This window comes from Kitasatospora sp. NPDC034035 (assembly GCF_055575755.1).
Genome location: NZ_JBVISA010000026.1, coordinates 70,652 through 90,368, shown reverse-complemented (window position 1 = coordinate 90,368; position 19,717 = coordinate 70,652). Strand labels below are relative to the sequence as shown.

Below are 19,717 nucleotides of genomic sequence, written 5' to 3'. Positions count from 1 at the left end.
CACCATGCACCTGCTGACCTACTGCGCGGACGGCGACGACACCCCGCGCCTCGGCGCACTGCTCGCCGGGGACAAGGTCGCCGACCTCACCGCCCTCGCCACCGCCGCCGGGGCCGAACTGCCGGGCGACCTCCTCGGGTTGATCCGCGCCGGGGCGCCGGCGCTGGCCACCGCGCGCGAGCTGATCGCCGGGGCGCCGGACACCCGGCCGCTCGCCGAGGTGTCGCTGCGCGCGCCGCTGCGCCCCGGCAAGATCGTCGGCGTGGGCCTCAACTACGTGGAACACGTCGCCGAGTCGCACCGCACCCTGGACACCGACCGCGAACTGCCCGACCGCCCGGTGCTGTTCAGCAAGCCGTCGACCGCCGTCACCGGCCCGGGCCAGCCGATCCGGCACAACGCGAGCCTCACCAAGCAGCTCGACTGGGAGTGCGAACTCGCGGTGGTGATCGGCGAACCCGCCTTCCAGGTCGCCGAACGGGACGCCCTGCGGCACGTGTTCGGCTACAGCATCGTCAACGACATCAGCGCCCGCGACCAGCGCCGCTCCGGGCAGTGGTTCTTCTCCAAGGGCCAGGACAGCTACGCGCCCTTCGGCCCGGCCGTGGTGACCGCCGACGAGATCCCCGACCCGCAGCGGCTCGACCTCTCGCTGAAGGTCAACGGCGAACCGCGGCAGGACTCCAACACCCGCCACATGCTGTTCGGCATCGCCCGGCTGATCGCCGACATCTCCTCCGGCGTCACCCTGGAACCGGGCGACGTGATCGCCACCGGCTCCCCCTCGGGCGTCGGCGCCGGCATGGTGCCGCCGCAGTTCCTGCAGCCCGGCGACCTGGTCGAGGCCACCATCGAACGGATCGGCACGCTCGCCAACCCCGTGATCGACGCCCGCTGAGAGGAGCGCCCCGCTGATGCCGACGTACCGGATCGGCCAGATCGTCCCGAGCTCCAACGTCACCATGGAAACCGAGGTCCCCGCCCTGCTGCGGGCCCGCGAGGCGGTCGCCCCCGAGCGGTTCACCTTCCACTCCAGCCGGATGCGGATGACCAGGGTCACCCCCGAGCAACTGCGCGCCATGGACGGCGAGTCCGACCGCTGCGCCACCGAGCTCTCGGACGCCCGGGTGGACGTGATCGGCTACGCCTGCCTGGTCGCCGTGATGGCCACCGGCCCCGGCTACCACCGCGAGGCCGAGCAGCGGCTGCACCGGCGCACGGTGGAGAACGGCGCGCCCGCGCCCGTGGTCACCAGCGCCGGGGCCCTCGTCGCCGGGCTGCGGAAGCTCGGCGCCAAGAAGGTCGCGATGGTCACCCCGTACCTGCGGCCGCTGGCCCGGACGGTGGTCGACTACCTCGCCGAGGAGGGCATCGAGGTGCTCGACCACGCCGCTCTGGAGATCGCCGACAACCTGGACGTGGCCGCCCACGACCCGGCCCGGCTGCCCGCGATCGCCCGCGGTCTCGCGTACGCCGAGGCGGACGCCGTGGTGCTCTCGGCATGCGTGCAGATGCCCTCGTTGTCCGCCGTCGAGGAGGCCGAGCAGCAGTTGGGCAAGCCGGTGGTCTCGGCCGCGATCTGCACCGCCCACCAGCTGCTCCGGGCCCTCGGCCTGCCCGCCTTCGCACCCGGCGCCGGGCACCTGCTGTCCGGTGCCTACGCAGAGGTCTGAACCTTCCGGACCAACGCTATGATCACCACCGGTCACCGGGCCGCCGCAGATCGCCGGGGAGGAGCGCCCACGCATGTCGGAGAGCACACCCCGGCCGAGTTCCCTGATCCACACCGTCTACGGCGAGTTCGTCCGCCGCCTCGGCGGCTGGATATCCATCGCCGACCTGATCGCGCTGATGGCCGAGCTGGACGTCGACGGTCCGGCGGTCCGCTCGGCGATGTCCCGGCTGAAGAAGGCCGGCACCCTCCTCCAGGAACGCCGCGCGGGCACCGGCTACCGGCTCGCCCCCGCGATGGAGCCGGTGTTCGAGGAAGGCGACCGCCGGATCTTCCACAGCCTGGGGCCCGCCGAACTCGCCGACGGCTGGGTGGTGGCGGTCTTCTCGGTGCCCGAGTCCGAGCGCGCCCACCGCCACCAGCTGCGCTCCCGGCTGAGCTGGCTCGGCTTCGGCAACGCCGCCCCCGGCGTCTGGCTGGCCCCCGCCCGACTGCTGCCGGACGCCCGCCGCCTGCTGGAGCGCCTCGGACTGAGCGCCTACGTCCACCTCTTCCTCTCCGCCGAGTACGCCGGCTTCGCCGATCTCCGGACGGCGGTGGCGAGTTGGTGGGACCTCCCGGCGATCGAGGCGCAGTACGCGGCCTTCACCGACGCGTGGCGCCCGGTGGCCGAGGACCTGCGCGGGCCGGGCGAGCACCAGGGGCCGGGCGGGCAGCCGGGGGAACTGCCACCGCCCCGGATCGACCCGGCCGAGGCGTTCCGCGCCTACGTCCCGATGCTCACCCAGTGGCGCCGACTGCCCTACCTGGACCCGGGGTTGCCCGCGCAGCTGCTGCCCGCCGACTGGAACGCCGTCCCGGCCCGCGCGGTCTTCACCGAGTTGCACGGGCTGCTCGCCGAGCCCGGCCTGCGGTACGTCGAGAAGGTCACCGGTCTGTCCCCCTCCCAGGAGCCGTCATGACCCCCCAGCCCCCCGCCGACCTGCTGATCCGTGCCGCGGCCGTGCACACGCTCGTCCCCGGCGAGCCGCCGCGGCGCGCGATCGCCGTCACCGGCGGACGGATCACCGCCCTCTCCCCCGCACCCGACGGACTGGACGCCCTGATCGGAGCGGCCACCGAGGTCGTGGACGCCCCGGCCTCGACCGTGCTGCCCACGTTCGACGACACCCACACGCACCTGATCCTGGCCGCCCAGAGCGTCCACGGCGTGCCCGTCCACCGCGCCCGCGACCTCCCCGAATTCCTCGACCTGATCCGCGAGCGCGCCGCCCGCACCCCCGCCGGGGAGTGGATCCACACCACGGTCAACTGGCAGGAGGTGCTGCTGACCGAGCAGCGGATGCCCACCACCGAGGAGTTGGACGCCGCCACCGCCGACCATCCGGTGCTGGTGCGCCGCGGCGCGTACAACATGGTGCTCAACTCGGCCGCGCTGCGGCTGGCCGGGATCACCGAGGCCACCGAGGCCCCGCCCGGCGGCGTGATCGAGCGCGACGAGCGGGGGCGGCTCACCGGCCGACTGATCAACCGGGCGGTCGAGCCGGTCGAGCGGGTGCTGCCGCGCCCCACCCTCACCGAGCGGATCGACGGCCTGCGCGCCGCCTCCGCGAACTACGCGGCCACCGGGATCGGCACCGTCCGCGACTGCCTCGTCCCGGTCGAGGACCTCGACGTGCTGGACGCGGCCCGGGCCGAGGGCGCCCTCGCCGTCCGGGTGCGGGCGTTGGTCTCCGGCTTCACCGCCCGGACGCCCGAACAGGTGGACGCCCTGCTGGACCGGATGGACGCCTGGCGCGCGGATGGCCGCGACGACGAGCAACTACAGCTGTGGGGCGTCAAGTTCGGCATCGACGGCGGCTTCGAGGCGGGCGCACTGGAGGAGCCGTACCAGGGGCAGCCGTGCTACCACGGCCGACTGCTCTGGGAGCCGGCCGAGCTGCTCGCGGCGGTGGACCGGGTGGTCGAGCGCGGTTGGCGGGTCGGCGTGCACGCCTGGGGCGACCGCGGCCTGCGCGTGCTGCTGGACGTCTTCGAGCGGGTGCTCAAGCGCCGCCCGGGCCTGCCGCCCGGCACCCTGGTGGTCGAGCACGGCGGCCTGGCCCGCCCCGACCAACGCGCCCGGGCGATCGCGCTCGGCATCCCGGTGACCGTCCAGCACCCGCTGCTGCACGACGGCGCGCTCACCCAGCAGCGGGCCTGGGGCGAGGAGCGCACGGCCGCGCTCTTCCCGCTGCGCGAATGGCTGGACGAGGGCGCGCTTCTCACCGGCGGCTCGGACTTCCCGGTCGGCCCGTACGGCGCGATGGTCTCGGTGTGGGGCATGACGACCCGGGGCACGACGGCCGGGGTGGTCGGCCCGGAGCACGCGATCAGCCGGGCCGAGGCGGTCGCGCTGCACACCGTGAACGCCGCCCGGCTGACCGGGGAGAGCGCCGTACGCGGCAGCCTGCGGCCGGGGGCGTTCGCCGACCTCACGGTGTGGCCGCAGGACCCGCTGGACTGCACGGCGGACGCGCTGCGCGACCTGCTCCCCGCGCTCACGGTGGTCAACGGCCGCACAGTGCACACGTCCTGACTGTTCGTCAGGCCGTGACCAGCTCCCGCAGGTCGATACCGCGGTGCAGCGCACGCAGGTCCTCGTGCAGCGTGGACGGCGGGACGACGAGCACGCCACAGCGCGCCTGGTCGAGGCAGCGGCGGGTGACCGAGCGCCGCGTCAGCCGGCGCAGCCCGGCGCGCAGACCGCCCTGCTCGCCGGTGCTGACCACCAGCAGGTCGCCCGGGCGGTCGGCCAGCTCGGTCAGCACGGCCCCGGCCTCGCCGCGCACGACCAGCGGTCGCACCGGCACCCCGATCCGGAGGCCGCCGAAGGCCTGCTCCAGCGCGCTCTCCATGCGGGCGTCGGCGAGGTCCTGCCAGGCCCGGAGCAGCGGCGGGCACGGCCGCGCACGGTAGTTGCGCTCGCCGCCCACCGGCGCCCAGGCGAGCACCGGGACCAGGACGGCCTGCCGGGTCCGGGCCTCCTCCGCCGCCCGGTGCAGGGCGGTGAGGCTGTGCAGTGAGCCGCTGACTCCGACGATGACGCGAGCGCCGTCCGACGACATGATCCTTCACTTTCCGATGTCGAGCTTCTTGAATGTCTGCGATTATGCTGCCACATCTGCGCCAAGGCCTGCAAATCGAAGGCATTCAGTGAATATCGCCTTGTATCACTCGACAACACCGAGGTTCTGGCCGTCCGTCGGCCGGACCTCCTGGAGCAGCCCCCAGGTGAAGTCGGCCGTCCACGGACACACCCGCGCGTCGCCGCCCGGAGCCTCGAAGTCCAGCTGGAAGCGGGTCGGCGCGCTTCCCTCGCGCGGCACGGCGGGCGGGAACGCCGCACCCATGTCCCCCACCACGCAGCTCCACGGCACCAGGTCGGCGACCGCGCGCAACGCCGGCACCGGGGCGCCGGCCGCCCGCACCAGCCACTCGTTCAGCACCGGCGAGCCGATCTCCGCCGGCCCGAGCAGGACCTCGAACCGCAGCTCCGGCCAGAGCGGCAGCGCCCACTGCCACGCGGTGCACGCCAGGTCCCCGATCCGGCGCGGCACGCTCGCCTCCGCCGGGCCGAGCACGGCGCTGTGGCGGGCAGCCCCACGCGGGAACCGGGGCGCCCGGACCATCGCCTGCCAGCGCTTGTTCGCCTCCCGCATCGAGGCCCGGGTGGCACCCAGCCGCCGCACCGCGTCCTCGACCAGGTCAGGCTGGTAGTCGGCCATCCGGCGCAGCAGCACCAACTGGAACTCGGTCACCCCGAAGCCGTTGATCGCCATACCCGCAGGCTAGGGCCTCTCCTCAGGCTCCCGCCGCCGGCCCGACCGGCGCGCCCCGACCGCAGCGGTACCGCCGATGGCCGGTACCGCTGCGGTCGGGGCGGTTGTGCGTCGGCCGGTCACCGTCATCGAGGAGGGCCTGGTCCCGTCCTCGATGCGCGGCATCCCGGCCGACACGACCTACCCTCCGGCCTCGGCCTGACGGCCCGGCCTCACTTCAGGTGACGGGTGAAGAACCGGGCCGCGGCGTCCCCCGCGAACTGCGGGACGCCCGTGTGCCCGCCCATATTGGCGTGCAGGGACTTCTCCTCGGAGCCGAAGGCGTCGAACAGGTCCAGGGCCGCCTGCCGGTCGTTGCCCTCGTCGTCCCACTGCAGCAGGACGTGCAGCGGAATGGTGACCCGGCGGGCCTCCTCGAACATGGCGCGGGGCACGAGACTTCCGGCGAAGAGACCGGCGGCCACGATGCGCGGCTCGACGACCGCAAGGCGAACGCCGATGGAGATCACTCCCCCCGAGTACCCGACGGGGCCGCCGATCTCGGGCAGCGACAGGAGGGCGTCCAACGCGGCCTGCCATTCCGGGACCGCCTTCTCGACGAGCGGGAGGACGAGGGCGTCGATGATCTCGTCGCCGACCGGCTCGCCGGCCTCCATGGTCCGGCGCAGGTCGGCGCGGGCCTGCTCGACGGCGGCCCAACGGGGCCGGTCGCCGCTCCCGGGGAGCTCGATGGTGGCTGCGGCGAAGCCGTCCGCCACGGCCTGCCGGGCCCGCCCCGCCAGGCGGGGGTACATCCTGCGCAGTCCGAGCGGGGGATGGCCGAGCAGGATCAGCGGCACCGGTACGGACGCGGACACAGGGGTCCACAGGATGCCGGGGATCTCGCCGAGGGTGAATTCGCGCTCGAGGACGCCGTCGTCGAGGCGCTGTTCGGAAGTGAAGTGCACGGTCGTGCCTTTCGGGAGTGCTCGTGAACGGCGCTCCCGGACGACCTATCGCCCGACCGTGACCCCGGAGGAGAGCACCCATGTCGTTACTGCGTTCACGGGTACCACCTCCTCGTTCTCTCGCACGGCCTCCGGAAACGTATCAGTGGTCACGTGGTCCGCCAACAGGTTTTCGCCAGGCCCCGGGAAGCGGAGGAGGCGGGCGTCAGTTTCGAGCAGATGTTCGAATGAAGGCGTACGCTGGCCCCATGCACGGCACCCTCCCCCGCCAGCCCTCGCTGTTCGACGACGCGGAACACGACGGCATCCGCCTCGGCCCGCTCGACGGCCTGCGGCGGCAGGTGCTCGGCGACGGCGCCTGGCTGGACGTGCTGCCCGGGTGGCTGCACGGCGCGGACGAGCTGTTCGAACACCTCGCCGAGACCGTGCCCTGGCGGGCCGAGCGCCGCGAGATGTACGAGCGGACGGTCGACGTCCCCCGCCTGCTGGCCTCCTACCCGGCGGACGCCGAGCCCCCGCACCCGGTGCTCGGGCAGGCCCGCACCGCGCTGAGCCGGCACTACGCGGACGAGCTGGGCGAGCCGTTCCGCACCCTCGGGCTCTGCTACTACCGGGACGGCCGGGACAGCGTGGCCTGGCACGGCGACCGGATCGGGCGCGGCGCCCGCGAGGACACCATGGTGGCGATCCTGTCCGTCGGCGAGCCCCGCACCCTGGCCCTGCGACCGCGGTACGGCGGCGGGACGGTCGTCCGGCGCCCGCTCGGCCACGGGGACCTGGTGGTGATGGGCGGCTCCTGCCAGCGCACCTGGGAACACGCCATCCCCAAGACCGCCCGCCCGGTGGGCCCGCGGATCAGCATCCAGTTCCGGCCGCACGGTGTCGCCTGAGCCCTCGGCTGCCGAACGCCCCGAGCCTGCGGATCAGCCCCGGGCCTGCCCAGGACTTGCCCCGGGCCTGCCCCCGGTTGCCGCACACCCGCCCGGCGCGGAGGCTGGCGAGTGGGGTCGGCGGCACCAGGAGGCGGCATGCCGAAGGCGGGCAGGTACCGCGAGGGCGTCCCGTGCTGGGTCGTCCTGACGGCGCCGGACTCCTCACACGCTCAGCGCTTCTACGGCGCGCTGTTCGACTGGGAGTTCGTCCCGACCGGCCCCACCGAGGCGGTCGCCACCCGGTACGGCGCCCAGGTCGCGGCCATCGGACAGCCCGCGGCCCTCGGAGGACAGCCCGCGGACAGCCCGGAGCCCGCCGCGTGGACCACCCACCTCGCCTGCGCCGACCTCCGCCACACCGCGGCGCTGATCCGCGCCGCGGACGGCCGGATCACCCGCGAGCCGTACGAGGTGCCCGAGCAGGGCCGGTCCGCGCTCGCCGTCGACCCGCTCGGCGCCTCCTTCGGCCTCTGGCAGGCGGGCACCATCGACGGCGCCGGCCTGGTGGACGAGCCCGGCGCCCTCGCCTGGAACGAGCACCTCTCCCCCGACCCCGACACCGCGCGCGCCTTCTACCGACGCGTCTTCGGCTACACCTACGACCGGCCGAAGGCCGGCCACGCCCTCGCCCGGGCCGCCGGCCTGCCCGCCTGCAGCATCGGCCCGTCCGCCACGGGCGCGAGCTGGCTGGCCCATTTCGGGACCACCGACACCGACCGCGCGACCGACCGGCTGCGCGCCCTGGGCGGCACCGTCCTCACCGGGCCCGAGCCGACGCCGTACGGCCGCGCCGCACTGGTCCGGGACGACGCCGGCGCGGTGTTCGTCCTGGTCACCGTCCCGTCCGTCGAGTCCGCGGCGGCCGCCTGACCCGGCCCCGCGCCCGCCGGTCCTTCCCCCCTGCCTGTCAGTCCTTCCCCGCCCATGGGCTTGAAGGCCGAGAGCACCATCCAGAAGATCGGGAAGGCCGTGACGACGGCCAGCGCGATCGCGGCGGTGTTCGCCGCGAGCCGCCACCGGCTCCGGGAGTTCGAAGGGAGTCCCGGATGCCGTTCCCAATGCCGTTCCCGATGCCGTTCCGAGGGCCGTTCACAGCTCGTTCCCCGTCCGCTGCCCGAGGAGGCCGTCGCCGAGGTGGTCGCGGCCGGCCTGCGCCCGGTGACCGCCTGGACCATCTCGGACGAGACCCGGCTGCGCGCCGACCTCGCCCGGATCCGCGCCCGCGGCTACTCCATCGACGACCGGGAGAACGAGCCGGAGGTGCGGTGCGTCGCCGCGCCGATCTTCGACCACACCGGCGAGGTGACGGCGGCGCTGTCCGTCTCCGGGCTCACCTCGCGGATGACGGCCGCCCGGGTGCGCTCCCTCCGGCCGGTCGCGGCGCAGGTCGGGCTGCGGATCTCGCGCGAGTTGGGCTCCGACCGGCAGCCGTCGTCCTGAACCTCCCGGGACGGACCCCCGGAACAGGACATCCGGGTCATTCCGAGGGCAGCAGCACCCGTTGCTCGACGGGCGAGGAGAGGATCACCGAGGTCGTCGTCCGGCCGAGCACCGCGATCGCCTCGATCAGCTCCTCCAGGTGGGTGGTGTCCCGCGCGGCGACCTTGAACACCCAGCAGTCCTCGCCGATCACGTGGTGCACCTCCAGCGCCTCCGGCCGGTGCAGCAGTTCCTGGCTGCGCAGGTACTTCACCGTCATCCGGGCGTGCGGCGAGACCCGGACGAAGGCCCGGATGCCGTACCCCAGCCGCTGGGGCGCGACCTGCGCCGCGTAGCCGGTGACCGTGCCGCTCGCCTCCAGCCGGCGCACCCGCTCGCCGACCGCGGCCGGGCTGAGGTTCACCCGCCGGCCCAGCTCGCTGAGCGTGATCCGGCCCTCGGACTGGAGCAGCTCCAGCAGCCGCAGGTCGACCGCGTCCAGGCCGCCGCCGACACCGCTCCGGGAGCCCGCCGACGAATCGTCGGCCGAACCGCCGGACTGCCGTTGGTCTTTCGGTCGCAGCGCCTGAACTCCCATGATCACCCCTTCATCGAACCGCGCCGCACCATAACACTTGTGGGTATGGAAAACGTGCTCGTCATCGGGGGAAACCGGTACTTCGGACGGCAGTTGGTCACCCGGCTGCGCGACTCCGGAGTCCGGGTCAGCGTGCTCAACCGGGGCTCGACGCCGCCACCGCCCGGCGTCACCCGGCTCGTCGCCGACCGCGCGGACGAGACGGCGCTGACCGCCGCCCTCGCCGGGCGGGACTTCGACGCCGTGATCGACCAGGTCTGCTACACCCCGCGACAGGCCGAACTCGCCGTCCGTGCCTTCGCCGGGCGGACCGGCCGCTATCTGATGACCTCCACGATCGAGGTCTACGACACCGGCGAGCCGCGCCCGGCGGGCCGCCCCCTGGCCGAGTCCGCCGTCGACCCGGCCGGGTGGCCGGTTCGGCTCGAACTTCCCTGGACGGCACCGGAGTTCATCGACGCATCGTACGGCGAGGGCAAGCGCGAGGCGGAGGCGGTGTTCACCCGCGACGCGCCGTTCCCGTTCGTCTCCGTCCGGCTCGGGCACGTCCTCGGCGCCGCCGACTTCACCGGGCGGCTGGCCCACTACGCCGAGCGGATCGACGCGGGCCTGCCCGTCCTGGTGCACCCGGAGAACCAGCCCTCCTCCTACACCCACGAAGCCGAAGCAGCCGCCTTCCTGGCGTGGGCGGCGGGCCAGCCGTTCACCGGCCCGGTCAACCTCGCCTCGCACGGCGAACTGACCGCCACCGACCTCTGCGACCTGCTCGCCGCCGGCCGCCCGTACCGCACGGCCGCGCCCGAACCCGGACAGCAGGCCTCGCCGTTCTCCTTCGACCGCTACTACGGCATGGACAACTCCCGGGCCCAGCAGCTCGGCCACCCCCTCTCACACACCCGCGACTGGCTGCCCGGCCTGATCGCCGCCACCCGCGGACAGGAGCTCCCCGTATGACCGCCGTCACCACCACCCGCCTCCTCGGCACCGTCCGGACCAGCGCCATCGGCCTCGGGGCGATGCCGCTCTCCGTCGAGGGCCGCCCCGACGAGGCCCGCGCCATCGCCACCGTGCACGCCGCACTGGACGCGGGCATCACGCTGATCGACACCGCCGACTCCTACCACTGGCACGCCGACGAGTACGGCCACAACGAGGAGCTGATCGCCCGGGCCCTCGCCGCCTACGGCTCGGACGCCGACCGGGTCCTGGTCGCCACCAAGGGCGGCCGCGGCCGCCCCGGCGACGGCTCCTGGACCGTCAACGGCGACCCGGCCCACCTCAAGCGCGCCTGCGAGGGCTCACTGCGCCGCCTCGGCGTCGAGGCGATCGGCCTCTACCAGCAGCACCACCCGGACCGGACCGTCCCGTACGCCGACTCGCTCGGCGCGATCCGGGAGCTCTACGAGGAGGGCAAGATCCGCGCGGCCGGCATCTCCAACGTGGACGTGGCGCAGGTCCGCCTCGCCCGGGAGGTCCTCGGCGACGCCCTGGTCTCGGTGCAGAACGAGTACTCCCCCGCCGTCCGCACGCACCAGCCGGTACTCGACCTGTGCGCCGAACTGGGCCTGGCCTTCCTCCCCTGGAGCCCCCTCGGCGGCATCGGCCGCTCCGCCGAACTCGGCGGAGCCGGCGAGGAGTTCGCCGCCATCGCGGCCGAACGCGAAGTCAGCCCGCAGCGCGTCGCGCTCGCCTGGCTGCTGGCCGCCTCCCCGGTGACCATCCCGATCCCGGGCGCCAGCCGCCCCGAAACCATCCGCGACTCCGCCGCTGCAGGGGACTTGGTGCTCAGCGGAGAGGAACTGGCCCGCCTCGCGAACGCGAACGGGGCCCGGCACCTGTGAAAGGCACCAGACCCCGTCCGACAGTTGAGCGCCAGGCCCGGGTTGCACGGACTCTTCCTACTGAAAGTAGGACGTGCTCTGGTAGCACCACTGACGCCTGACGAGGGATCATCTCCCTCGCGACAGGAAGAATATTAGCAGCTCAACACCCATGCGCCGAACCACGGACAATCCCCGGCAGCCGCCGACCAAGCGCCGACAACCGCCGACAACCGCCCCCGAAAACGCGAACGGGGCCCGGCGCCTGTGAAAGGCACCGGACCCCGTCCGACGGTAGAGCGCCAGGCCCGGGTTGCACGGACTCTTCCTACTGAAAGTAGGACGTGCTCTGGTAGCACCGCTGACGCCTGGCGAGGGATCATCTCCCTCGCGACGAGAAGTACAGTACCAGTTCAGTGATCAGTCACCGAACCGGAGGCGAACCCCGCATGACGAGCACTCCATCCGAGGTCGTTCCGTACGCGGACGGGCGGCTTTTGGACGTCCACCGGCCGACCGCCGGTGCCACCGGGCCGACTCCCGTCGTCCTGCTCTGGCACGGCAGCGGGCCGAACGAGCGGGACGTCCTCCGGCCGCTGGCCCGGGAGGCCGCCGCGCTCGGACTGCTGGTGCTCGTCCCGGACTTCGACACCGAGCAGGCGGACGGCGGCGCCGCCGAGCTGCTCGCCTCCCTCGCCCAGGCCCGCCGCATCGCCACCGACTTCGGCGGGGACCCGACCCGCTTCGTGCTGGCCGGCTGGTCCCTGGGCGGCCGGGAGGCGATCGCCGTGGCCACCCACCCGGACACCCCCGCCGAGCTCCGGCCCACCGCCGCCGTCGGCATCGCCTCGCGCTACGCCGACCCGGCCGTCACCACCGGCGACGCCCCGCTCGACCAGCTGACCGCGAGCCCCTCCCCCGTCCCGCTCTGGCTGGTGCACGGCACGGCGGACGACATCGTGGACGTCGAGCACACCCGCAAGCTGAGCGCCGCCGTACCGACCGCCGCACTGCTCGAACTCCCCACCGACCACGCGGGCGTGGTGATGACCGCGTACAGCCCCGAGGCCCGGCGCTGCCTCCCCGCGACAGCCGCCGACACCGTGGAGGCCGGCCGCCGCACCGCCGCCGTCCTCGCCGAGGCGGCCGGGCTGTCGTAGCGACGGGGCGGCGGCCGGTGCCCGGATCGCGGACTGTGAGCGAACGGTCAGTTCCGCGCGAGCGGCGCCCGCAGTCCGTGCCCGCGCTCCAGTGCCTCCAGGTCGCGCTGCAGCGGCGGGCGCGGGACCGTGAGCACCGGGCAGGTCGCGTGCCGGACGCAGTAGGCGGTGACGGACGGGTGCACCAGCCGGGCGAGCCGGCCGCGTTCGCGCCCTGCGCCGAGGACGAGCAGGTCACCGGGGCGGTCGGCGCACCGCACCAGGGTGTGGCCGGTGTCGCCGCGGACGGTCTGGCACTGCAGTCGGACGCCCGCGAACCGGCCGGCGAAGGCCTCGTCGAGGGCCTGCCGCAGCCGGGCCACCGCGTCGTCGCGGCCCGCGGTGATCACCGGCGGGCAGGGGGAGCGACGGTAGCCGAGTTCGTCGCCGGGCGGGGTCCAGCAGAGGACCGCGAGCACGTCGACGTCCGTCCGGCGGGCCTCGGCGACGGCATGGTGGAGGGCGGCGAGGCTGCCGAGCGAGCCGCTGACGCCGACCACGATCCGGCCCTCGTCCACCCCAGTGTCCGTGCCACTGTCCGCGCCGTCCGCCATGCCCCGCCCCTGCCCCTCCCGGCCCATCCCGCCGTGCCACCGAACCGACGGACCGGCCGGACCCGGTGGGCCGCCGAACCGCGCTCCGTCGCATCCCAGCAAAGCGCTTCGCGACCGCGTGGCCGTCGCCCGTTGACGGAGCTCTGACGCGACGCCCGGCGTTCCGTACGCGTCCCTGATGCAGCCGGAGCCGTGCTCTCAGGCTTCCGGGGACTCCGCTTCCCAGAGGTCCGCGAACATCCGGTCCAGGTGTTCCTCGCCGATCGGCGGGACCGGCAGCGGGTGGGTGGCCCGGGCGCGGAAGCCGTCCAGGAGGAGGGCGAGGTAGCGGCGCCAGAGGTCGGGGCGCAGCTCGGTGGCGGCGGGCAGGGCGCGGCAGAGCGGGCCGAGCAGGAACAGCAGGTCCATGGTGACCACGTCGCGCCGCATGGCGCCCTGCTCCTGGGCGCGGGTGATGAGGGCGCCGACGGTGGCGGCGTGCTGCCGGCTGATCTCGATCATGCCGGGGATGGTCGGGATGGCCTGGGTGACCAGGTCGTTGATGCCCCGGTCGGCGGCGACGAGTTCGAAGATCCGCTCGAAGTACCGTTCGAGGCCGGTCCAGGCGTCCTCGGCGGCGAGTGCTTCCTCCCCGGCGGTGGCCAGGGCGGCGCCGGCGTCCGCGAACACCTCGCCGATCAGCGCCTCACGGGTCGGGAAGTGCCGGTAGAGGGTGGCGTTGCCGACGCCGGCCTCCTTGGCGATCTGGTCCAGCGGCACGTCCAGGCCCTGGCGGGAGAACAGGTCGCGGGCGGCGGCGAGCAGCAGGTCGCGGTTGCGCTGCGCGTCTCGCCGGAGCCGTCCCGGGGGGTTCGCGCTGCTCGGTGCCATGCGTCCGACCCTAGCAAGCGCGCGGGCGGGTGACGGCGTGCCACTCAACTGCCGTGCCGCACCAGCCCACCGTCCCGCGGCGCCCCCGACCGACCCTGCCGCCCAACCGGGCAACCGGGCAACCAGGCACGGGCAACCGGGCAACCGGGCAACCGGGCAACCGGGCAACCGCTCCGGCGGTACGACGGTGGCCCCGGCGGGGACGTGCGCCGGGGCCGTCGTCGTGCCGGGAGGGTCAGCAGGTCTGGTCGACGAGGGAGAACGTGGCGTAGTGGTCGCCGGTGTAGTAGTCCTCCTGGTAGTCCTGGCCGGTCACGATCCGGCGGGCACCACGGGTCGGGGAGCCCGGGGTGACGACGGTGTACTCGTGGTAGTACCCGTAGGACTCGCTGGGCAGGACGCCCTCTCTGTTCTGGAAGACCACGCCGTCCTGGGAGTAGGGGAACGGCCCGTCGGAGGCGATCAGGTCGAGGGTGTCGGTGGCCTCCGGCGGGAGGGTGGAGAGGCACACCGAACCGCTCACGGCGGCGTGCGCCTCGGTGGCGACGGCGACCGGCGCGAGGGTCATCAGGGCAACGGCGGTGATGGCGGCAGCGCGGGACTTCCACGCGCGTAGAGTGCGAGTCATGCCCCCAGTGTGGCGAGACACCGTCAACTCCGGAACCCCTCCATCCAAGTATTAACCGGCGAGTAACTCTCCTTTACCTAAGGCGACTTGACCCGTACCCCGACGTCCGACGGCATCCCCCGGGCACCGTCCACGAACCGCCCGGACGACACAAGGGTCGACAGTCATCGAACTAGCGTCGAGGCCGCCCCGCCCCGCCCCGAGGGCTCTCGCCGCCCCCGGACCGCGCCGCATAGAGTGACGGATCACGGCGGACCGGAACGATCTCTGACGGGGTGGGGCCATGGCAGCGAACGAGGACAACGCGCGGACCACGCCTCCGGGGCTGACGAATACGCCGACACAGCAGACCGCACCGCCCCCGCTCACAGCGCTCACCGCACTCACCGCCCATCAGCTGATCGGCCTGCTGGTCGACCCCGGCAGCTTCCGCAGCTGGGACGAGCCGCCGCTCGGCCCGTCCGCCGACCCCGACTACCGCGCCTCGCTCGACCGGGCCCGCGAGCGCACCGGCCTGGACGAGGCCGTCCTCACCGGCCTCGGCCTGATCGACGGGCGGCCGGTCGCGCTGGTCGCCTCCGAGTTCGGCTTCCTCGGCGGCTCGATCGGCGTCGCGACCGCCGAACGGATCACCCGGGCCGTCGAGCGCGCCACCGCCGAGCGGCTGCCCCTGCTCGCCCTGCCGGTCTCCGGCGGCACCCGGATGCAGGAGGGCTCGGCGGCCTTCCTCTGCATGCTGCGGATCACCGCCGCCGTCCAGGCCCACCGCGCGGCCGGCCTCCCCTACCTCACCTACCTGCGCAACCCCACCATGGGCGGGGTCTTCGCCTCCTGGGGCACGCTCGGCCAGCTGGTGCTCGCCGAGCCAGGCGCCCGGCTCGGCTTCCTCGGCCCGCGCGTGTACGAGGAGCTGCGCGGCGTGGAGCTGCCGCCGGACGTCCAGCGGGCCGAGACACTGGCCGAACAGGGGCTGGTGGACGCCGTCGTTCCGCCGCAGGAGCTGCGCGAGCTGGTCCGCCGCACCCTCGCCGTCCTCGCCACCACGCCGCCGACCCTTCCCATGGACACCCCTCTTACCGGCAACGCGGGTGCCCTTCCGCTTACCGGGAACGCAGGCGACACCCCTCCTACCGGGAACGCGGGCGCCGCCGCGACCCCCGAGCGCCCCGACGCCTGGGACTCCGTCCGCCGCACCCGCCGCCCCGGCCGCCCGGGCACCCGCGAGCTGCTGCGGCACACCACCGAGGAGCTGGTACTGCTGGACGCCCCCGGAGGTCGCAGCGGTGCGCTGGTCCGCGCGCTCGCCGTCCTCGGCGGGCGGCCCGTCCTGGTGGTCGGCCAGCAGCGACAGACCCCGGAGCACGAGCGCCCCTTCACGGCTGCCGACCTGCGGTCCGTCCGTCGCACCGCGCGCCTGGCCGAGCAGCTCGGGCTGCCGCTGGTCACCGTGGTGGACACGGCGGGCGCCGAGCTGTCGGCCGAGGCCGAGCGGGACGGCATCGCCGTGGAGATCGCGCACTGCCTGACCACGCTGCTCGCGCTGCGCACCCCCGTCCTCGCGGTGCTGCTCGGCCAGGGCTCGGGCGGCGGCGCGCTCGCGCTGCTCCCGGCCGACCGGGTGCTCGCCGCGAGCCACGCCTGGCTGGCGCCGCTGCCGCCGGAGGGCGCTTCGGCGATCGTCCACCGCGACGGCGGGCACGCCGCCGAGCTGGCCCGGGCGCAGGGCATCGGGGCGCAGCACCTGGCGGAGGTCGGGCTGGTGGACCAGGTGGTCCCGGAGCTGCCGGACGCCGCCGACGAACCGGAGGCCTTCTGCATCCGGCTCGGCCGGGCGGTCGGCGCGGCGCTCGGCGCCCTCGCGGCGACCCCCGAGGCGGACCGGCTCGCGGCCCGGGCGGTACGGCACCGGCGGCTGGGCGACCTGCGCGGTCAGTAACCGTCGGCCGTCAGCCAGCCGTGCGTTTCAGGGTGTGGCGCCGGTCTCAGCAGCCGATTGATCGTCTGTACCCAAAGTGCTTCCCCCGAACCGGCGGGTGACGGCGGCGCAGGCCCGAACGGTGAGTGCGCTCACACGGAATCGATGGCCACGACGGACCGTAGTAGACACTGCCGGACCATCCGCCCCCGCCCTATGTCCCCCACGTTCACGCACGTCAGAGCCGGTCCGCGCACCCGGCGCGACCGGCCCTTCGAATCCACGGCCGCCGCTTCCGTACGACCGTCGGTCGTAATGAGGGGGTCTTGGCGGCGGCCGATCCGGTCTGGCAACAATGGCTCTCGTCGCCAGCCACACCGGCTCCTGTCCCGCCGGTGAACGGCTTACTGCCGAGTCACGCCCCGCGACTACATCGGCCCCTGTCCGGCCTGTGGTCCTGGACGGGGTGTGACCCGGCCCAACCTGATTGAGGTTTTGTTCTTCATGCCCGCTTTCAAGCTCCGTATGCGTACTTCGGCCGCGATTCTTGCCGGCGCCGCTGGTCTGACCGCCCTGGGTGCCGGTGTCCTGCCCGCCACCGCTAACGCCGCCACCGCCTCCCCGCAGGCGATCGCCGCCCAGATCGTCCCGGCGAACCAGCTGGCCTCGTTCAGCCAGATCATCTCCCACGAGTCCAGCTGGAACGTGACCGCGACCAACGCGAGCTCGGGTGCGTACGGTCTGGCCCAGGCGCTGCCGGGCTCCAAGATGGCCTCGGCCGGTGCGGACTGGAAGACCAACCCGAGGACCCAGATCAAGTGGGCGCTGGACTACATGAACTCCCGCTACGGCAGCCCGAACGCCGCCTGGGCCTTCTGGCAGAACCACCACTGGTACTAAGCCGGCCCCGTCGGCCCACCGATTCCCTCCCGTCCCCTGACCACTCCCCTCACCCCGGGGGTCGGACAGGGACCACCGGGGTGCCCGAGAGGGCCCGGACCCGCGCGATCCGCGTGGCCCGGGCCCTCTCGTGGTTTTTCCGCTTTCCCGACCTGCTCGGGATCCCTCCGGCGTGCCCTACAGCACGCCCGGCAGCCCGCCGTACAGCACGCCCGGCAGCCCGCCCTACAGCTCGCCGGTCAGCCCCAGCAGCTCGCGCATCCGCGCGTACTTGGCGGCCAGCCGCTCGGCGGTCGCCCGGTCCAGCGCGGCCAGCCGGGCCGGGTCGGAGTTGTGGGCCAGGTCGGCGCGCTTGACCAGCAGCGCACCGGGCGTGGCCAGGATGCGCGCGGTGTAGTCCTCCAGCGGCTCCTCCGGGCGCTTGGTGAGCGCGTCCACGATCGCCTTGGTCTCCTCGGGCAGCGCGGCCGCCGCCAGCCACTCCCAGCTCAACCGGTCGTCCTCGACGGTGTCGTGCAGCCAGCCCGCCGCGATCTGCGCCTCGCTGCCGCCGCGTGCGGCCGTCCCGCGCGCGACCGCCGCGATGTGCTCGCCGTACGGGTGCCCGTTCTTGTCCACCTGCCCCTGGTGGGCACCGCGCGCGATCGTCTCCACCTCGGACAGGCTCAGGTATTCGTCGTCCATCGGCTCCTCCATCGGCTCATCGTAGGCCCGTGATCGACGTGGCGCGGGTCACTGGTTTACTGCCGCGGGGGGTTCACGGCTTCGAGGGTCCACCGGCCCGGTGTTGACGCCCCCCGGCGGGCGATCCCCGCCGCACCCGGCAGACACGTCCGAGCGATCCGAGGAACCCATGCCATCCCTGCATCCGCTGCTCTCCGGCTTCGCCCCGATCTGGGCGCTCACCGGAGTCGGTTACGTCGTCGGCCGCACCAAGCTGCTCGGGCCGCACGCCGAGGCGGTGCTCAACCGGTTCGTCTTCCACGTGGCGATGCCGGCCGCGCTCTTCCTGATGATCGCCCGCACCCCGCTGGGGCGCTTCGCCAACCCGTCGATGCTCGCCTTCGCCGCCGGCACCGCCGTCGCGACCGGCCTCGGGCTGCTCGCCGGGCGCCTGCTGTTCCGCCGCAAGTCCGGCGAACTGGCCATCGGCGCGATGGCCTCGGGGTACGTCAACTCCGCCAACCTGGGCATCCCGGTGACCATGCAGGTCCTCGGCGACGCCTCCTTCGTGGCCCCCGTGGTGCTGTTCCAGATCCTGCTGGTCACTCCGGCCGTCCTCGCCGTGCTCGACGGCGGCGCGGCCGGCCGCCGGGCCCTGCGCACCCTGCCGGTGCGCAACCCGATCCTGCTCGCCACCGCACTCGGCGCCGTCGCCTCGGCGACCGGGGTGCACCTGCCCGCCGAGCTGAATCGTTCCTGCGAACTGCTCGGCGGCGCCGGCGTGCCGACCGCCCTGATCGCCCTCGGCATATCGCTGCACAACCGCCCCCCGGCGGACGGCCGTTCGCGCCGCACCGAGGTCGGGCTGACGGTCGCCGTCAAGACCCTGGTCCAGCCGCTCGTCGCGCTCGCCGTGGCCGGCCCGCTCCTCCACCTGCCCGCCCACCAACTCCTCACCGTCGTCCTGTTCTCCGCGCTGCCGACCGCACAGAACGTGTACACCTACGCCCGCGAGTACGGGCAGAACACAGAGCTCGCCCGGGACGTGGTGCTCTGGTCGACGCTGGCGTCGATGGCGACGCTGTCGGTGATCAGCTGGACCCTCGGACCGGCGTAGCCCCTCGTCTACCTACCCCGGCGCGCCCTGCCCGGCCGTCATTCCGACGCGCCCTGCCTGGCCGTGGCCACCACCTCGGTCATGGCCTCCAGGAAGCGCCGGGCCGTGGCCAGCTCCCCCGGGTCGAACCGCCCCATCGCCGCGAGCAGATCGCCGATCAACCCGCCGAAGAAGCCCTGACCCAGCTCCATCGCCCGCTCCTCCACCAGCAGCCGCACCCTGCGCCGGTCCTGCGGGTCACGCTCGCGGCGGATCAGCCCGAGCCGCTCCAGCCGGTCCACCAGGCCGGTCGTGCCGGCCGAGTTCAGCTGCAGCGCCGCACCGAGCCGGCCCGGGGTGACCACCTCCCCGGCCCGGGCGGCGTCCAGCAGATGGATCAGCGCCCGCAGATCGGTCGGATGCAGGCCGTTGCGGGACGCGAACTCGGCCCCGAACAGATCGAGTTCGACCGTCAGACCGCGCAGCAGGTGAACCAGCCGCATCGGCTCCTCAACCTCGGGCACCCTGCCGTCCTTCCCTGGGCACACCTGTGCCATTATTCTCTCGTCCAGCGAGATAGTTGTTGAGCAAGTTACTTGCCGAGCGATTTGCTTGGCGAGCGACTTGCTTGGCGAACAAAGTACCAGCCAGGCAAGATACTCGCTGGGCGAGTGGTTCGCACG

The 19,717-nt window shown here is 73.7% G+C and carries 23 protein-coding genes; 14 read left to right on the top strand and 9 right to left on the bottom strand.

The window, feature by feature from the left end:
- Positions 1-4: 4 nt before the first annotated feature.
- From ACZ52J_RS30630 to ACZ52J_RS30615, 4 genes are all read left to right on the top strand, one after another.
- The gene (locus ACZ52J_RS30630) at positions 5-898 is read left to right on the top strand and encodes a fumarylacetoacetate hydrolase family protein (protein WP_465623358.1); all 894 of its coding nucleotides are present in this window, start codon (positions 5-7) and stop codon (positions 896-898) included.
- Positions 899-914: 16 nt separating this feature from the next.
- A complete protein-coding gene (locus ACZ52J_RS30625) occupies positions 915-1,673 on the top strand; it encodes a maleate cis-trans isomerase family protein (protein ID WP_465623357.1) in 759 nt (252 codons plus the stop codon).
- Positions 1,674-1,746: 73 nt separating this feature from the next.
- Complete coding sequence (locus tag ACZ52J_RS30620; protein ID WP_465623355.1) at positions 1,747-2,634, top strand: PaaX family transcriptional regulator; 888 nt, start codon at positions 1,747-1,749, stop codon at positions 2,632-2,634.
- Complete coding sequence (locus tag ACZ52J_RS30615) at positions 2,631-4,250, top strand: amidohydrolase (RefSeq protein WP_465623354.1); 1,620 nt, start codon at positions 2,631-2,633, stop codon at positions 4,248-4,250. Before ACZ52J_RS30620 ends, ACZ52J_RS30615 begins: the two co-directional genes overlap by 4 nt.
- A gap of 7 nt (positions 4,251-4,257) precedes the next feature.
- On the opposite strand, the gene ACZ52J_RS30610 is transcribed toward ACZ52J_RS30615, so the two are convergent.
- Entirely contained in the window at positions 4,258-4,779 is a 522-nt protein-coding gene (locus ACZ52J_RS30610) for a universal stress protein (protein WP_360503225.1), read from the bottom strand.
- A 105-nt stretch (positions 4,780-4,884) separates the two neighbouring features.
- Positions 4,885-5,493: a hypothetical protein gene (locus ACZ52J_RS30605; RefSeq protein WP_465623352.1), complete on the bottom strand. Its 609-nt coding sequence runs from the start codon at positions 5,491-5,493 to the stop codon at positions 4,885-4,887.
- A gap of 76 nt (positions 5,494-5,569) precedes the next feature.
- Here ACZ52J_RS30605 and ACZ52J_RS30600 point away from each other — a divergent pair, with 76 nt between their 5' ends.
- Positions 5,570-5,695: a hypothetical protein gene (locus ACZ52J_RS30600; RefSeq protein WP_465623351.1), complete on the top strand. Its 126-nt coding sequence runs from the start codon at positions 5,570-5,572 to the stop codon at positions 5,693-5,695.
- A gap of 10 nt (positions 5,696-5,705) precedes the next feature.
- Here ACZ52J_RS30600 and ACZ52J_RS30595 read toward each other — a convergent pair whose 3' ends face one another.
- On the bottom strand, positions 5,706-6,440 hold the full coding sequence (locus tag ACZ52J_RS30595) for an alpha/beta hydrolase (RefSeq protein WP_465623349.1): 735 nt from the start codon (positions 6,438-6,440) through the stop codon (positions 5,706-5,708).
- Between the two features lie 248 nt (positions 6,441-6,688).
- Between ACZ52J_RS30595 and ACZ52J_RS30590 the strand changes: the two genes are divergently transcribed.
- From ACZ52J_RS30590 to ACZ52J_RS30580, 3 genes are all read left to right on the top strand, one after another.
- A complete protein-coding gene (locus tag ACZ52J_RS30590; protein WP_465623348.1) occupies positions 6,689-7,330 on the top strand; it encodes an alpha-ketoglutarate-dependent dioxygenase AlkB in 642 nt (213 codons plus the stop codon).
- A 138-nt stretch (positions 7,331-7,468) separates the two neighbouring features.
- Positions 7,469-8,242 (top strand): VOC family protein, encoded by a 774-nt coding sequence (locus tag ACZ52J_RS30585; protein WP_465623346.1) that lies wholly within the window; start codon positions 7,469-7,471, stop codon positions 8,240-8,242.
- Positions 8,243-8,296: 54 nt separating this feature from the next.
- Complete coding sequence (locus tag ACZ52J_RS30580; protein ID WP_465623345.1) at positions 8,297-8,812, top strand: IclR family transcriptional regulator; 516 nt, start codon at positions 8,297-8,299, stop codon at positions 8,810-8,812.
- A 37-nt stretch (positions 8,813-8,849) separates the two neighbouring features.
- Here ACZ52J_RS30580 and ACZ52J_RS30575 read toward each other — a convergent pair whose 3' ends face one another.
- Complete coding sequence (locus tag ACZ52J_RS30575) at positions 8,850-9,389, bottom strand: Lrp/AsnC family transcriptional regulator (RefSeq protein ID WP_465623344.1); 540 nt, start codon at positions 9,387-9,389, stop codon at positions 8,850-8,852.
- 45 nt (positions 9,390-9,434) lie between these two features.
- On the opposite strand from ACZ52J_RS30575, the gene ACZ52J_RS30570 reads away from it, so the two are divergent.
- The 3 genes from ACZ52J_RS30570 (at position 9,435) to ACZ52J_RS30560 (ending at position 12,369) form a co-directional block, all read left to right on the top strand.
- Positions 9,435-10,343, top strand: coding sequence for an NAD-dependent epimerase/dehydratase family protein (locus ACZ52J_RS30570; protein WP_465623342.1), 909 nt, complete (start codon positions 9,435-9,437; stop codon positions 10,341-10,343).
- On the top strand, positions 10,340-11,230 hold the full coding sequence (locus ACZ52J_RS30565) for an aldo/keto reductase (protein WP_465623340.1): 891 nt from the start codon (positions 10,340-10,342) through the stop codon (positions 11,228-11,230). The genes ACZ52J_RS30570 and ACZ52J_RS30565 overlap by 4 nt, the downstream gene beginning before the upstream one ends.
- 428 nt (positions 11,231-11,658) lie before the next feature.
- On the top strand, positions 11,659-12,369 hold the full coding sequence (locus ACZ52J_RS30560; RefSeq protein WP_465623339.1) for an alpha/beta hydrolase family protein: 711 nt from the start codon (positions 11,659-11,661) through the stop codon (positions 12,367-12,369).
- Between the two features lie 47 nt (positions 12,370-12,416).
- Here ACZ52J_RS30560 and ACZ52J_RS30555 read toward each other — a convergent pair whose 3' ends face one another.
- From ACZ52J_RS30555 to ACZ52J_RS30545, 3 genes are all read right to left on the bottom strand, one after another.
- Positions 12,417-12,962, bottom strand: a complete 546-nt coding sequence (locus ACZ52J_RS30555) for a universal stress protein (protein WP_465623337.1) — start codon at positions 12,960-12,962, stop codon at positions 12,417-12,419.
- A gap of 198 nt (positions 12,963-13,160) precedes the next feature.
- A complete protein-coding gene (locus ACZ52J_RS30550) occupies positions 13,161-13,832 on the bottom strand; it encodes a TetR/AcrR family transcriptional regulator (protein ID WP_465623336.1) in 672 nt (223 codons plus the stop codon).
- 235 nt (positions 13,833-14,067) lie between these two features.
- On the bottom strand, positions 14,068-14,460 hold the full coding sequence (locus tag ACZ52J_RS30545; RefSeq protein WP_465623334.1) for a ribonuclease: 393 nt from the start codon (positions 14,458-14,460) through the stop codon (positions 14,068-14,070).
- A gap of 283 nt (positions 14,461-14,743) precedes the next feature.
- Here ACZ52J_RS30545 and ACZ52J_RS30540 point away from each other — a divergent pair, with 283 nt between their 5' ends.
- Both ACZ52J_RS30540 and ACZ52J_RS30535 read left to right on the top strand, forming a co-directional pair.
- Positions 14,744-16,396, top strand: coding sequence for a carboxyl transferase domain-containing protein (locus ACZ52J_RS30540; RefSeq protein ID WP_465623333.1), 1,653 nt, complete (start codon positions 14,744-14,746; stop codon positions 16,394-16,396).
- Between the two features lie 483 nt (positions 16,397-16,879).
- The gene (locus ACZ52J_RS30535) at positions 16,880-17,275 is read left to right on the top strand and encodes an aggregation-promoting factor C-terminal-like domain-containing protein (RefSeq protein WP_465623331.1); all 396 of its coding nucleotides are present in this window, start codon (positions 16,880-16,882) and stop codon (positions 17,273-17,275) included.
- A 225-nt stretch (positions 17,276-17,500) separates the two neighbouring features.
- On the opposite strand, the gene ACZ52J_RS30530 is transcribed toward ACZ52J_RS30535, so the two are convergent.
- Positions 17,501-17,959: an HD domain-containing protein gene (locus ACZ52J_RS30530; RefSeq protein WP_465623402.1), complete on the bottom strand. Its 459-nt coding sequence runs from the start codon at positions 17,957-17,959 to the stop codon at positions 17,501-17,503.
- 169 nt (positions 17,960-18,128) lie between these two features.
- Between ACZ52J_RS30530 and ACZ52J_RS30525 the strand changes: the two genes are divergently transcribed.
- Positions 18,129-19,055 (top strand): AEC family transporter, encoded by a 927-nt coding sequence (locus ACZ52J_RS30525; RefSeq protein WP_360503190.1) that lies wholly within the window; start codon positions 18,129-18,131, stop codon positions 19,053-19,055.
- Between the two features lie 38 nt (positions 19,056-19,093).
- On the opposite strand, the gene ACZ52J_RS30520 is transcribed toward ACZ52J_RS30525, so the two are convergent.
- On the bottom strand, positions 19,094-19,537 hold the full coding sequence (locus tag ACZ52J_RS30520; protein ID WP_465623401.1) for a MarR family winged helix-turn-helix transcriptional regulator: 444 nt from the start codon (positions 19,535-19,537) through the stop codon (positions 19,094-19,096).
- Positions 19,538-19,717 lie beyond the last annotated feature (180 nt).